Here is a 14259-nt window from a genome sequence, read left to right on the forward strand (position 1 = left end):
CGACGGATCCATCCTCGTTATTCCTGACCAAGCTTGATCATTAGCTTTTCTGCCTCCAAGACATCCGACGACTCGATTTGCGGGTGATCTTCGAGGTCGGCAATTGTCCTTGAGACCCGCGCGAGTCGGTCTGAAGTCCTGGTGGTCACGGAACTTTCTTCCAGTACCCTCTTGTATTCGGAGAATCCGTCTTCGGAAAACTCACAGTAATCCGCGACTGCACCACCTGGGATCGCCGCATTGCAGCTGATCGAAGTGTTTGCGAATCGTTTGGTTTGCTTGTCGCGAGCCGCTTGCACGATTGCCCGCAACCGCTTGGATTCACCCTCTTTCGTTTTGGCGAAACGCTCATCTGTCGTGAGGGGGCGCATCGCGACTTGCAAATCAATTCGGTCGAGTAGCGGCCCACTGATCTTTTGTTGGTACTTGTCGACTTCTTTGGCCGCACAGGTGCATCGTTCGCTGCCCGCGTATCCGCACGGGCAAGGGTTCATTGCGGCGACAAGTGTGAATTGGGCAGGGAATTCGAGGCTTGCTTGAACTCGAGTGATCTGAACGACTCCCGACTCAAGTGGTTGCCGCAGCGCTTCCAGGGTGCGGCGAGAGAATTCCGGAAGCTCGTCCAAGAATAGAACGCCATGATGCGCGAGCGTGATTTCGCCAGGACGAGGGACGCCAGAACCTCCACCGACCAGCGCGGGCATGGAGACGCTGTGGTGCACGTTTCGAATCGGTCGTCGCGTCACCGCATTGCCGTCGTCACCCAGCAAGCCGACCGCTGAATAGATCCGTGTCAGTTCAACCATTTCGGATTCCCGCAATCGGGGCAGGATACCGGGGATCGCTGACGCGAGCAGCGATTTCCCTTCGCCCGGCGGCCCGATCAGAAGCAAATTGTGCCCGCCGGCCGCTGAGATGACAGCTGCCCGTTTGGCTTCCTCTTGGCCACGGATCTTCCCGAAGTCGACGGGCCTAACCCCATCGAAAAACAAAGAGCCCCGAATTCTAGCATGGGGATTTGGGCGAATAAATCAGAGTGGTCCTTGTTGCCTGCCTGGGGCCACCAGAGTGAGTAGGTCGTTGGATTGGTACGTCACGAAACATAACGATGTTGTTTTAAAGGGCGTCGAACGAAACATGCACTATCCTCCAACCAAAACCGCTGGTCGTTCAAGCTGCTAAGGAGAATATCGCCGCGACCTTAGGAGTTGTGCCCTGTTTCGGACCTATTTCCGATGCACCAGAAACGCGATTTTGGTGGCGGATCATCGTTCCCGAAATACCGGAGGGCTCGCGCCCTACCGCTAAAAAAATGAGGTGTTAGCGGCAGGGCGCAAGCCCTCCGGTCCCTCATCGTTCCCGAAATACCGGAGGGCTCGCGCCCTACCGCTAAAAAATGAGGTGTTAGCGGCAGGGCGGAAGCCCTCCGGTCCCTCATCGTTCCCGAAACACCGGAGGGCTCGCGACCTGCCGCTCGCAGATCGGTATCCGCTTGACCGGATGGGCCGACCCTCGCTGCGAGTTGTCTTGTTCAGCTCCGTTGTGATTGCCGGCGTGCAGGTGCCACGATCTGGCTCATCGAGACGTGGGGCGATTGGTGATCCAGAGCGATTGGTAGGGTGCCACATTCAGCACTGCGTTTTGATCGTCGAAGCGGGTTCCTGAAATGGCGTCGTGCCAGGCGTCCATCGCGATCAGATTTAGATCGGATAGTCGTAGTTCCTGCACCGAATCGGTCATGTTGTGCACGCAGAACACGCTTTGGCTGCGGTCGGTGCTCTGGCGCCAAAACGCAAAGAACGGTTCGTGCAGCTGCAGGGTGAACTGCGTCGCGTTTGGGTGGAACGGTAGCATCTGACGACGTAAATCGATGCGGCGGATCAGTTCGTGGAACACCTGATGGTGCACCGACCCTTTGTCGCTCAGTTTCCGTTGCAGGTCCTGCCAATTCCATTTGTGGCGATTGATGCTGCGGTTGTGCTTGGTCGCGTCCACGCCGGCTTGATCGTTGGGGGTGGCCAGCAAGCTGTGAATGTAGAAGGCGGGGATGCCTTCGAGTGCCATCATCACGGTTTGCGAGCACAAGAAGCGTTCCACCTGCCAAGGGTCTTCACCTTTAACCGTTCCCCGCAACGCATCAAACAGCGCCACATTTAGTTCGTAAACGCGTTCGCCGCCGTCGGGCGTGCGGCGGGTCGACACGTGGCCGCCGAAGCGTCGCACGGTTTCCACCAGTTGCAATTGTTCTTCGTCGGACAACAAGCCTTCGGCCGGCCGCATGCCGATGCCGTCGTGCGAGGCGGTGAAGTTCAGGTAGGTGCAGCCCACCGGCGCCGGAGGCATCGTCATCATCCAACGCTTTAGGTATTCCGTTTTTCCGGTCAACAACGCGTGCACCAGCAGCGGCGCCAGGCTGAAGTTGTAGATCACGTGGGCTTCGTTGCGGTTGCCGAAGTACGTCAGGTTTTCGTGGTTGGGGACGTTGGTTTCGGTGATCAGCAAGGTTCCCGGCGCGAAGAAATCGGTGACCGTGCGGATCAGCTTGACGACTTCGTGCGTCTGAGGCAGGTGCATGCATGTGGTGCCCGGTTCCTTCCACAGAAACCCGACCGCGTCGAGCCGAAAGATACTGACGCCGTGCTCCAAGTACAGCCGGATGATTTTGAGAAACTCCATCAGCACTTGAGGATTGCGGAAATCCAGGTCGACTTGATCGTGGCTGAAGGTGCACCAGACGTGTTTCAGGCCGGCGGACGTTTCGGTCGGTCGCAGCAGTGACGATGCACGGGGGCGGACGACTTCGGAGAGATCGTCACCGGCGTTGGCTTCCATGATGTAGGAGGCACCGGGCTCGATCCCCTTGCGGTAATTCTCAAACCATTGACTTTCAGAAGACACATGGTTGATGACGATGTCGGCCATCAATCGATAATCATCGGCGATCTGCGAGATCTCCGACCAATCGCCCAGCTTGGGATTGACTTGGGTGTAATCGATGACGGCAAACCCGTCGTCGGAGCTGAACGGGCAAAACGGCAGCACGTGGACGGCCGAGATGGAGTCTTTGACGTGCTGTTTGAGAAACGCGTGCAGCGTTTCCAGCGGAACCGCGTTGCCATCGACGATCGAATCGCCGTAGGTGATCAACAGGCAATCTTCTTGCGACCACAATTGGTGAAGCGGCAGTGGGCGTTGTTCTTCGAGATGGTCGAAGATCGCGATGACCTCGTCGGCCAGTCGCTCGGCATTGGAGTCGGGGTAGAGGAAACCGAGGTGTTGAGCAAGTTGCGCGCGAACGGGCGAGTCGTCAGTGTCCGTTGAAGCCATGGAATCGATTGCTTGTAGCGGGATAATCGAGGTTAGAGAGAATCGTTTCAGGCATTGTCTGCCTCCACCGCGCCCAGAATCTGGTCATAGATGTCTGGCACCGCGCTGGTCACACGGGACCAGTTGTGAATGAAGGGGCTTTCGTCTGGACGATTGAGGAATTCGTCTCCCGCCGCAACGATGACACGGCTGAATAATTCAACCGTGGTTTCCTCTCGGTGTCGATCCAGGTTCAGCCCACTCATCACGGCGTCGTTGTGGTAATGGTCCACGACGTCGAGCGCTGTACGGTAGTAACAGGCTTTCAAAGTTCGCAGCATGCTGTTGCTGATCACGAATCCTTGAACGGCCAGTTTTCGAATGAAGGCTTTGCAGATATCGGTCGCCATGCGATGCAACCCGCTCGTGCGATCGTCTTCGGAAACCGGTTGATGTTTGTGATCGTAGGCGTCGGCGATGTCCACCTGACAGATCCGATTCAAGTTGCAATTGCGGTACATTTCCGACAGGGTGCCGATTTCCAGTCCCCAGTCGCTGGGGATCCGCAACGAAGTCACGATTTCGGAACGCATCGAAAACTCACCCGAAAGCGCGTAGCGAAAGCTTCCCATGTAGTCGAGATACTCGACGCGACCGAGCACGGTCTTGAGGGCTCGGATCAACGGAACGACCAGCAACCGAAAGACGCGGCCGTTGAGTTTGCCGTTGGCGGCGCGATAGTAATAGCCTTTACAGAACTGGTAATGGAACGACGGATGGGCCAGCGGGTACAGCAGTCGCGCGGGTATCGAACGATCGTAAGTCAGGATGTCACAGTCGTGCAGCGCGATCGCTTTGGATTGTCCCGATGCCAGGAAGTACCCCAGGCAATACCAGACGTTTCGCCCCTTGCCCGGGTCCATCGGCGCCAGCCCTTCGGCTTGCAGGGCGGCATCGACGTGTCGCAGTCGTGTGCCGTCATTCCAGAGCACGACATGGTTTTGCGGCAGTTTGTCGAAGAATCGTTTGGCGGCGTGGAATTGTTGTTCGTTGGCTCGATCGAGCCCGATGATGATTTCGCTCAGGTACGGAATCTTTGCCAAAGCCTCGACGATTGGTCCCATCGCCGGGCCTTCCAGTTCCGAGTACAGGCACGGCAACAGCAACGCCATCGGAGTCTCAGCGGAAAACTGCACCAATTCTGACTCAAGCTCGTCAGTGGAGCGATTTCGCAGGTTGTGAAGTGTTCCGATAATTCCGTTCTGCGAAAAGTCCGCCATGGTGTTCGCCTAAATCAGTGAAGGGGAGATTGGGAGGGAGGAGTCGCGTCGCGTTCCAGCCGTGTTAGCAGTTGCGAAACGGCTTCGGCCCAGCCGGCGGCTCCTTGCGCGGTGGCAACGATCCCCCGGCCGGCGGCCACGTGGACTCCCAGTCCGGAAGGAGTCGGGATGCCGATCGGCACATCGGCCAAATCCAGCATGCTCTGGTCGATCGGACTGTCACCGATCGCTGCGAGAATCGGTGGACCGGTGCGGTGCGACGATGGATCGGAGTGCGCCTCTTGATCGGAGTGTGACAGACGCTGTGCGACAGTCTGCATCGCCCGCCCCTTGCTGGTCTGGCCGGCGACGTGCCAAAAACGACCACCGCGGGTCAGGGTGAGCTGGTGATCACGCAACGCTTGTTCGAACTTGGCTCGCTGCTCGTCGCTGTCGTCCCAAAGCAGCGGCTCGGTTCCTTGACGCGCCAACGCCATGCGGGCGCTGTCTTCGGGCAATTGGGTTTCCGCAGCGACGCCGGCGAGCCCCAAGTCGGCAAACGAGCGGAAGCGATACTGGTGCTTCAGCGACTTCAGCACCTCCAGAATGTGATCTCGCGACGCACCGATGATTTCAACGTCGCCGGGCGTTGGGCCGGTTTCGCCGCCCCAGCAGATCACGGAGCCGTTTTCGGAGATAAACGGATAGTCGGCCAACCCCAGTTGCCGGGCCAGTTGGCTCATCTCCGGCACCGTCTTGCTGGAATTCATGACCACGGGGATCTGGCGATCTCGCAACGTTTGCAACGTCGCTGCCGCCGGGGACCAGTCGTAGTCGTGCTTGTTGAGCAAGCATCCATCGAGGTCCGTAAACAGAATCAGCGGTGACGCGGTTGGCAGCATGACGCCAAGTTTATGGAATCAGCGATGCCGTCGCCACCGCGTCTGCGGGCCGGGCGGGTTCGCTGACCTCGTGGAACGCTAAGGGGAAAGTTGTCCTTGCTGTGGCGGGAATCCGCCATCGTAAAAAAATCTCTGGCGGGTTTCGTGGCGACGTTTTGATCTACCAAGAGATCCCTTTCCGGAGCGGCGGACCGGTCGGGGAAACAGAAGATCGCTGCACCTTGGACGCACGCGATCCTGTTTTATTGACGCCAAATTGACGCCGAATCAGTTGGGCTATGTCGATCTACCATGTCATCGATTGTCGGAGAATTGAACGTGCCGCCGGCAGCGGATGTGTTGTCGCAATCATCAACTGGGACGATGGGCGATCCATCCTCGTCCGCCAGACGCTCGACGAGGACGGCGTCTATTCCTGGGACCGAATCATGATGTACGGCATTCGCTCGACCGATACGCTTGATTCGTTGATGCCGACCATCGATCGTTTCTTCGACAGCAGTGACGTGAATCGCCGGATGATGGTTTCTTCGGCACAGCTCAGGCATGAGCTGATTGTCGCGACCGGTCATCTGACGGGCTGAAGCTCGATCCAGCCAACTCGCTGTTGCCCCGACGGGCGACGTCAGGGTTTGATCCCATGCTTGGCCAAGACGTCCAGCAGCGGAATCTTGTAGGCTTTTCCGTCCGGGGCAAACACGGCGGGGCTACGCGGTGTCGTGAAGGCCTCCTTGATCATTCGATTCCACTTGTCCTGGCCCGTCGCGCTTTCCCCGTGGTCGGACTCGGTCGGCAAGTCGTACTTGTCCATCAACTTCTTTTCCACTCCGTTATACTTCGTGAGAATCGGGCGAACGTCGTTATTTAACTCCGCCTGGTTTTTGTAGGTATTCCCTTTCAGCTGCATCAAATCGATGAACAGGTCGCGGGCCAGCAAGGCGACAATGTCGTAGTGTCCCTGTTCGTGTTTCAAGATCTGGTCGGGCGTGCGATTCTTCTTCTGATTGATCTCGTCCATCTTCTTCCAGCTCTTCGATGCATTGAACGTGACCGTCACGTTGATGTTGTCGTGGACCAGTGACGAGAGCAGGATGTTCGGAACGGAAAACGAAGTGCTCGTGAACGCGAGGTGGTGGCTGCCGGCGTCTGGCGTGCCAACGAAATCGGACCACCTGAGAGTCTTGAAAAGGCCGGTAAGCTTTGACGGCATCGGAGTGTCTCCAATAGAGGGTTGCGGGTCGCGAATGCGACCGTCGCAGCTACGATTATCGTTCCGGCGGCAAAATAGTTGTGCGGAAAAGAGGACGGAAATTTCTGCCCAGGTCAGTCCGTCTGATCAGCCGGCCAGTCGGTCACTGCGTCGGCAGCCTGGTGCAGCAGCCGGTCGATCGCCGATCCCAGATGCGACGCAGAGGGGCTGACCCGGGCATTGAGCAACGCGATCAAGTTCTTGCCGTCATGGCGGCGGATCATGATCGTGGCGGTGCCGTCCAGCGAACCGGTGTGCCAGTGGTTTACCTTGCCGGGCCCCACCGTTCGGTTGCTCCATCCCAGCGAATAGTAACGCGACTTTTCCTTTCCGTCCGCATCGTTCCCCGCCAGTCCCGGCGGGCGCCGATCCATCCACTCGATCGATTCTCGGCTCAAGATCGGGCACTGGTCCGGATCGTCAAACGCGGCGGCAAACTTCGCCAAGTCGGACGCCGATGCGATCCATCCGCCATGTGAATCCATCGCCTGCAAATACCAAGCGCCGTAAGGCCACGGCACTTCTTCGCCGCGATCCGATGCGAACACCGACTTGCCGGTGCCGGGCTGATAGTACCGCACTTCGTTCTCAGCCCGCCCTTCCAGTCGCGTCGCCCCGATCCGCATGGACGTCACGCCGAGCGGAGCCAAAACGTGCTGTTGAACGTAGGCTTCGTAGCCCTGGTTGGTTAGCGTTTCGATCACCCGGCCCAGCAAGCAATAACCGAAATTAGAGTAGGCGTATCGCTGTCCGGGATCGAAGTCGAGCGGCTGGGACAGCATCGCTTTGATGACCGTTTGCTGATCCGCCGGTGGCTCCGTTCCGACTTGATCGGCGAACCCAGTGGATCGAAACATGGCGTCAAAGGACACATCGCGGTCCCAGCCGCCGCGATGTTCCAACAGATGGCGAATCGTGATCTCGCGCAGCCGCTCGTCGAATTCCTCCGTCGACGCGATGTCCGATTCAAAGTCCAGCACGTCAAAGACCTTGTCATCGAGCGTCACTTTTCCCTGCTCGATCAGTTGCAACACGGCGACGGCGGTGATCGGTTTCGACAAACTGGCGATTCGAAACAGACTGTCCGGTTGGACTGGCTGCTGCTGGGCGATGTCGGCGTAGCCGTAGCCTCGGGCAAAGACGACCTTGCCGCGATCGGTCACGGCGATCGAAGCTCCGGGGACGCGGTGCTCGGTCATGAAGTCACGCATCATTCGATCGTAGCTGGCGAACCGTTCGTCCGCCTCGCCTGACGCAACATTCGCCGGTGCCGCGGACGGGCGATACCCCGGTCCTCGCAGGAAGATCTTGCCGTCATCGATGCCGACATCCGCCTGGTACCACGGTGTTCCCGATCCGTCGACGATCTTGCCGTTCTTGATGACGATGTCGAATTCTGGTTCGTCGGCGCCGCCGACGGACAGCGTCGCGACGAAAAGTGCTGTGAACAGAGCCAATGATCGGGACATTCCGTTCGCCCATTCTCTCGGTGGCGGGTGGATTTCAAATGACAGATGACCGGGGCAGGTCAAGACGCCCTACTGGAAGACCAGCGTGCCGAACTTCTTGAACTCGTGAAAGCTTTCACCGACCCGGGCCCAATCCCATTGCGTGGTTTTTTGGCGGTCGTAATCGACGCGATAGAAGTTTGCCCGCCAACGGGTCCCCGGCTTCGGCGGCAGATTTCGTAGCGGCTTGAGCAACGCGTAGGGGATGAAGACCTCGGCGCGCCAGCCGGTGACAGTGGCCATCGACTCGTTTTTTCCGCCGCTGGCTGAAACGGCTTTCTGGATCTTTCGATCGCCCTCGTAGTGCCACGGTCGCCAGCCCAGAAAACGGCCGTCCAGGTTGGGAATCAATATCGGAAGCTCAAAGCCGAGCGGGGAGATTTCATACTCGAAATAAACCGGATCCTCTTCGTGGGGCCAAAAGAAACACTCGTAGACGTCTTCGTTCCAGAGGTCCATAAAGTCTTCGTTCATCGTTGCGGTCAGCGTCTGGTCGCTGCCGTCAAACAGCACGTAGACTCCGGTTGCGGAGTACAGCATTTTGATCCGCGACGTGTAGTCATGGCTTCCCTCCGCGCGACGGTTCAGGCTCACCCAGTCGGCCGAATCCCAAGCCGCCGCGTCGCCTTTGCCGTTGACGGTGAAGTCGTCACAGCGGTTGACGTTCATCGTTGGCGCCGGTTCGTCGGCGCGTGATGGGGGAGGCACCAGAACATGCAGCGCGGCGATCACGAGTAGCCAAATAGCTGGTGTGCAGGCGTTTCTATTCTTGAGGGTCATGCTGATTTCCGAAACAGGGACTGGAGTTTGTAAGTATCGATGAACGTTGTGTGTGACGTCCCCTGGTCGGCATTGTACGCGAAACGGATTCCGCAGCGCTGCAGCGCAACTCGGGACACCTCGCGACCCCGTAGGCGACAAGTGAAGGAGCGACCCTTCTTGAGAGGGGCGCTTACACCGAGTGGAGGGGCGTTGGTCGTCGCGGAGTGATCTTCCCCCTTGTTTCCGGGTCCAGCCAGGGAACACGCTGCCCATGGAGGCTCCTGCCTCCCGACCGCCTTCGACGTGTGGCGAGCGGTCACACCGGCCTCGCGTTCAAAGGTGGGGGACGGGACGTGAAAAGTATTGCTGATGCATCTTGCTCCCCTTGTCGCCATGGGAACACTCACCGACGCCAACCACGTCGCGGTTTCACGCCAGCCAAACCCCGGGGTGCGCTTCGCGACCCCGGGCTGTGTTGTGGCACCGCTCTGCGGTGTGGCGCCGATCGGCGCGAAGCGTATCAGTACTGTAGATTCCAGCGAGGGCAATCAATTGATATTGACCGGATAGAGCGCACTCCTCGTTGCTTTTCAAGCAATAGCGATTTGCGTTTACAGCAAAGAAATTGGTCAGCAATTCCTTTCACGTCCCGAGCCTTGGAACGAGTCCATTCCAACCGGATCTGACACGCAACAGAGGTGCAGACACCAACGCCCGCTGCAGTTGCGTCGCCGAAACCCACTACGCAATGATGTCTTGGACGACTTTACCGTGGACATCGGTCAGTCGAAAATCGCGGCCGGCGTAGCGGTAGGTCAGCCGTTCATGATCGAATCCCAGCAGGTGCAAGATGGTGGCATGCAGATCATGGACATGCACTCGGTCCTCGACCGCCTGGAAACCGAACTCATCGGTCGCGCCGTGCACGTGACCTCCTTTCACTCCGCCACCGGCCAACCACATCGTGAACCCATAATGATTGTGATCGCGACCACTGTTGGTTCCGGCATTGGCGCCCGGCTTGGGCAGTTCGACCGTCGGCGTGCGTCCGAATTCGCCGCCCCAGACCACCAGAGTGTCGTCCAACAACGAGCGCTGCTTTAGATCTTTCAACAAGGCGCCGATCGCTTGAGAACACTCGCCGGCGAGTCGACGATGGTTGTCTTCGATCTTGTCGTGACTATCCCAGGGCTGTCCCGCGCCGTGCCAGAGCTGGATGTACCGCACGCCCCGTTCGACCAATCGTCGGGCGATCAAGATCTGCCTGGCCTGGATCGAATCACCATACATGTCGCGAATGGATTGGGGTTCGCTGCTGATGTCAAACGCATCGGTCGCCTCGATCTGCATCCGGTAGGCAAGCTCGAAACTTTGCACGCGTGATTCCAACTCGGCATCCTGCTGGCGAGCCTGTTGGTGACGCTCGTTCAGCTTTTGCAGCAGGTCCAGTTGCCGACGCTGTTCGTCGCGGGGCAGGCCGGCCGCATTGCGGATGTTCGCGAGCAGTTTTTCGATTTCCTGGTGTTTGCTGTCGATGTACGTCGCCTGATACGCACCGGGAAGAAATCCGGCTTGCCAGTTTTCGGCACCCTTGATCGGATAACCGCTGGGGCACATTGAGATGAAGCCCGGCAAGTTTTGGTTTTCGCTGCCCAGTCCGTACGTGACCCACGATCCGACCGAGGGACGCACCAACTGGCCGTTGCCGCAGTTCATCAGCATCAACGAGGGTTCATGATTGGGCACGTCGGCGTGCATGGATCGCACCACGCAAACCTCGTCGATCATCTCGCCCACGTGCGAAAACAACTCGCTGACTTCGATCCCGCTTTCGCCGTACTTTTTGAACTTGAATGGCGATCGATAGGCGGCCCCGGTTTCACGTTCGGTGCGCAGATTCAACGGAATTGATTTGCCGTGGTACTCCTCGAGCGCCGGCTTGGGATCAAACGTGTCGACTTGCGACGGACCACCGTTGAGGAACAAGTGAATCACCGCTTTGGCTTTTGGTGCAAAGTGCGGCGTCTTGGGAGCCATCGGGTTTGTCGCATTCGCAGCGTGCAACAGGCTGGACGTGTCGTCGGCCATGACGCCCGCCAAGGCAAGCGATCCGAGACCGATCCCGCTGCGACGCAGAAAGTCGCGGCGGGTGTGGGGCAGTTGGTTCAGTTGGGAAATGAAATCGGACATCGTGTGATCCAAATTGGAATTCGCTTCCAGGCTGGTGGCTTAATCGACAAACGCAAATTCATTGCTCAGCAGCAAGACTTGCGCGAGTTGAACCCAGGGATCCAACGTGGCGGCCGATTCAGGTGTGACAAACTCAATCGCTACGTCTAATTCGGCCGGGGCCGGGTCGCGTGCGAGGGCCAGATGATACAGCTGCTTGATCCGCTCGGCCGCTGCTTTGTTTGAGGCGTCATCGCCACCGCCGGCTGGCGGGGATTCGGGTTCGCTGCGAGCCGCCAACGCTTTGGCCTGCTCGATGACGAATCCGGAATTCATCAGGTAGAGCGCCTGCTGGGGAACGGTTGTTTTGGCGCGTTTGGCTTGACTGGCATCGGGGCTGGGAAGGTCGAAACTGGCCAGCAGACCGGGCAGATCTTCGCGATCGATGTAGGCGTACAGGGCGCGTCGCGTGGCGTCCTGGTGGATCATGACGGAACGACCGCCCACCGATTCGTCCAATCGTCCGGCGACCGCCAACAAACGATCACGCAGTGGTTCGAATTCCATCCGCCGTCGTGGCATGTGCCATAGCAGTCGGTTTTCGGGATCGGTCTCGATCGCGTCTGGGCGTGTGTGGCTGGATTGTTGCCAGGTTGCTGAGAGCATGATGCGACGTTGCAGCCGTTTGATGGACCAGCCATCGGCGATCAGCTCTGCGGCGAGGTGGTCGAGCAGTTCCGGGTGTGTCGGAAGTTCACCGCGAATCCCAAAGTCGCTTGGCGTGCGAACCAGGCCTTCGCCGAATTGGTGTTGCCAGACGCGGTTGACAATTACCCGAGCGGTCAACGGATTCTCGGGATCGGCAATCGCTTGGGCCAATTCCAGTCGACCGCTGCCGTGTTGAAAGGGTTTGCCGCCATCGACGTGCGACAAGACCTGTAGAAATCGTCGTGGGACGCGGTCGCCCCGATTGCCGGGCACACCGCGTCGAAAGATCACCGGTTCGACCGGATTGGACTTGTCCACCATCACCATGCCACGCCCCGGTGCGCCCGGATGTGTGACGCTGACTCCGTTGACGCCGTTGAGCAACTGGTTGTATTTGCCACGTTCGGCCTGATCCAAATGCGCGATCGCTTGGCCGGTATCCAGGGTCGTCGGTGCGTTGGCGGACCACAGCACCTGTCGCAACGTTTCGTCATCGGCGTCGGGCATCTGTTCCAGACTCTCGTCTTTCTTGCGGGCTTCAAGCCACCGTCCGTAAACCGCTTCCAATTGATCGCCCACGACTTGCGCGGCATCCGGCAAGGATTTCGGCTGGGCCTCTCGCAACGCCTTCAACAACCGCTCGGGCACCGCCGGCTTGGCTTGTTGGTAGACCGCTGCTGCTTCGTTGGCGAATGTTTCGGGCGGCAGCGCGGCCAACTGGCGAAGCAGTTCCCAGACGGGCAGCGACGACTCGGACGGTTTAAGCAAGTAATCTTGCCAGCGTCGGACCGCCGGCAAACGCAACGCCCCTCGCTTCCCTTGGGGCTGTACCTTGCCTTTGCTGTACTGGGGCAGTGACTTGGCGATGTAAACCAGATAATCGGCGACGCGTGAACGCAACTCGTTTTCGATTCCCTGGCGGCGTTCTTCGACCCACTGGTCGACTTCTTGTTGTTTTTCGGCTTTGGCTTTGAGGAAAGCGTCGTATTGCGGCGAGGGTTCGGGATCGCCCAACAACGGCAGCATTGCAGGTTCTTCCGAGCTGGCAAACACGCCGTAGAGTGAGTAGTAGTCGGCCGTCGGGATCGCATCGTACTTGTGGTCGTGGCATCGGGCACAGGCGACGCTCATGCCGAGGAACCCACGGGTGACCACGTCGATTTGGTCGTCAATGATGTCGTGTTGACGGTTCATGAATCGCCGACCGACGGTCAAGAACCCCATCGCGGCCAGCGCGCTGCGTGCGTCATCGGCCAAGTTTAATTGGTCGGCGGCAAGCTGCTCGATCACGAATTGGTCAAAGGGCTTGTCGCTGTTGAAGGCATCGATCACATAATCGCGATAGGTGAACGCATACGGGTAACGCGTTTCCATGTTTCCGGCCAAGTAGCCTTTCGTGTCTCCGTAGCGGGCGATGTCCAACCAGTGCCGCGCCCAGCGTTCTCCGTAGTGTGGATTGTCCAACAGACGGTCGACGAGCCGGGCAAAGGCGTCGGGCTGCTCATCGGCGACGAACGCCTCGACCTGTTCATAGGTCGGCGGCAATCCCAGCAGCGTGTGGTAGGCCCGATGAATCAGCGTGCGGCGATCGGCTCGCGGGTTCGGCGCCAGCCCGCCCTCGGCCAACCGAGCCAGCACGAATCGGTCGATCGTCGTCATGCCGTCGCCACCAAACGCGTCCAGCTGCTCTTGCCCCACACGCGTCGCCAGCTCCGCAATCGTCGGTGGGTCGGTGGGTGAAATCGGTTGGTAGGACCAATGCGATTGACGTTGCGCCTCGAGGTGCTCTTGCGGCGATAGATTGACGGTCGGTTGTGTCTCCGTCGCTTCCTCCGGCCAATACGCTCCCCTGCGAACCCATTCGGAAAGAACATGAATCGCTTCCTCGGGCAACTTGCTGTCCGGCGGCATTTGCAAGTCGTTGTCTTGATAGCCGATCGCACGAATCAGTCGACTCGCGTTGACATCGCCCGGAACCACAACCGGTCCGCTGCCGCCGCCTCGCTTGAAATGGTCGTGGCGATCGAGTCGCAATTCACCCGACTGATCATCCGGCCCGTGGCACTCGACACAGTGCTGCACCAATAGAGGACGCACCTCGTTCTCAAAGTACTTCTCTTGTTCGGCTGAGGTTGCGGTCTTGTCTTGGGGGGTGGCGGTAGAAACGCCGAAGGGCGCGGTGACAAACAACAACACGACGGCCAGCGGTCTGGCGGCAAGAAACCGGCGACGAGGAGACACGGCAGGCATCGTTTCTCGGGGGACCCAAGGGGAAAGGCGGGAAAACACGGTGGAAAACCGGGAGGCTTTCACGCGGGTTTCGATTGGGGGGAAGGCGGGCGGGTTCTATTCTACGCGACAATGCGGGTCAGAGCGAGTCTTGATCGTCGCGGAAG

At 58.9% G+C, this 14259-nt stretch carries 10 protein-coding genes; 1 reads left to right on the forward strand and 9 read right to left on the reverse strand.

All coding sequences use genetic code 11. The features are described 5' to 3' along the window. Nucleotides 1-17 precede the first annotated feature (17 nt). The 4 genes from TBK1r_RS02430 to TBK1r_RS02445 all read right to left on the reverse strand — a co-directional run bounded on the left by TBK1r_RS02430 (nt 18) and on the right by TBK1r_RS02445 (nt 5467). A complete protein-coding gene (locus TBK1r_RS02430; protein WP_419580891.1) occupies nt 18-992 on the reverse strand; it encodes a YifB family Mg chelatase-like AAA ATPase in 975 nt (324 codons plus the stop codon). 583 nt (nt 993-1575) lie between these two features. Further along, nucleotides 1576-3327, reverse strand: a complete 1752-nt coding sequence (locus TBK1r_RS02435) for a sugar phosphorylase (protein ID WP_145207364.1) — start codon at nt 3325-3327, stop codon at nt 1576-1578. A 47-nt stretch (nt 3328-3374) separates the two neighbouring features. Further along, nucleotides 3375-4586, reverse strand: coding sequence for a glycosyltransferase family protein (locus tag TBK1r_RS02440; RefSeq protein ID WP_145207365.1), 1212 nt, complete (start codon nt 4584-4586; stop codon nt 3375-3377). A 14-nt stretch (nt 4587-4600) separates the two neighbouring features. Next, nucleotides 4601-5467, reverse strand: a complete 867-nt coding sequence (locus tag TBK1r_RS02445) for an HAD-IIB family hydrolase (RefSeq protein ID WP_145207366.1) — start codon at nt 5465-5467, stop codon at nt 4601-4603. 278 nt (nt 5468-5745) lie between these two features. Here TBK1r_RS02445 and TBK1r_RS02450 point away from each other — a divergent pair, with 278 nt between their 5' ends. After that, entirely contained in the window at nt 5746-6051 is a 306-nt protein-coding gene (locus tag TBK1r_RS02450) for a hypothetical protein (RefSeq protein ID WP_145207367.1), read from the forward strand. A 41-nt stretch (nt 6052-6092) separates the two neighbouring features. On the opposite strand, the gene TBK1r_RS02455 is transcribed toward TBK1r_RS02450, so the two are convergent. The 5 genes from TBK1r_RS02455 to TBK1r_RS02475 all read right to left on the reverse strand — a co-directional run bounded on the left by TBK1r_RS02455 (nt 6093) and on the right by TBK1r_RS02475 (nt 14104). Beyond that, a complete protein-coding gene (locus TBK1r_RS02455) occupies nt 6093-6677 on the reverse strand; it encodes a DUF922 domain-containing protein (RefSeq protein WP_145207368.1) in 585 nt (194 codons plus the stop codon). 113 nt (nt 6678-6790) lie between these two features. Beyond that, nucleotides 6791-8185, reverse strand: a complete 1395-nt coding sequence (locus TBK1r_RS02460) for a serine hydrolase domain-containing protein (RefSeq protein WP_145207369.1) — start codon at nt 8183-8185, stop codon at nt 6791-6793. Nucleotides 8186-8254: 69 nt separating this feature from the next. Continuing rightward, entirely contained in the window at nt 8255-9004 is a 750-nt protein-coding gene (locus TBK1r_RS02465; RefSeq protein WP_145207370.1) for a carbohydrate-binding family 9-like protein, read from the reverse strand. A 723-nt stretch (nt 9005-9727) separates the two neighbouring features. After that, nucleotides 9728-11176 (reverse strand): DUF1501 domain-containing protein, encoded by a 1449-nt coding sequence (locus TBK1r_RS02470; protein ID WP_145207371.1) that lies wholly within the window; start codon nt 11174-11176, stop codon nt 9728-9730. A gap of 39 nt (nt 11177-11215) precedes the next feature. Then, a complete protein-coding gene (locus TBK1r_RS02475; protein ID WP_419580892.1) occupies nt 11216-14104 on the reverse strand; it encodes a PSD1 and planctomycete cytochrome C domain-containing protein in 2889 nt (962 codons plus the stop codon). Between the last annotated feature and the right edge of the window lie 155 nt (nt 14105-14259).

The sequence above is a fragment of the Stieleria magnilauensis genome, from assembly GCA_007753675.1.
Taxonomy (GTDB): domain Bacteria; phylum Planctomycetota; class Planctomycetia; order Pirellulales; family Pirellulaceae; genus Stieleria; species Stieleria magnilauensis.

Excerpts from the sequence above, each read along its gene's own strand:
- TBK1r_RS02435 (WP_145207364.1), bottom strand. The coding sequence starts at position 3,327 with ATGGCTTCAACGGACACTGACGACTCGCCCGTTCGCGCGCAACTTGCT.
- TBK1r_RS02440 (WP_145207365.1), bottom strand. The coding sequence starts at position 4,586 with ATGGCGGACTTTTCGCAGAACGGAATTATCGGAACACTTCACAACCTG.
- TBK1r_RS02445 (WP_145207366.1), bottom strand. The coding sequence starts at position 5,467 with ATGCTGCCAACCGCGTCACCGCTGATTCTGTTTACGGACCTCGATGGA.
- TBK1r_RS02450 (WP_145207367.1), top strand. The coding sequence starts at position 5,746 with ATGTCGATCTACCATGTCATCGATTGTCGGAGAATTGAACGTGCCGCC.
- TBK1r_RS02455 (WP_145207368.1), bottom strand. The coding sequence starts at position 6,677 with ATGCCGTCAAAGCTTACCGGCCTTTTCAAGACTCTCAGGTGGTCCGAT.
- TBK1r_RS02460 (WP_145207369.1), bottom strand. The coding sequence starts at position 8,185 with ATGTCCCGATCATTGGCTCTGTTCACAGCACTTTTCGTCGCGACGCTG.
- TBK1r_RS02465 (WP_145207370.1), bottom strand. The coding sequence starts at position 9,004 with ATGACCCTCAAGAATAGAAACGCCTGCACACCAGCTATTTGGCTACTC.
- TBK1r_RS02470 (WP_145207371.1), bottom strand. The coding sequence starts at position 11,176 with ATGTCCGATTTCATTTCCCAACTGAACCAACTGCCCCACACCCGCCGC.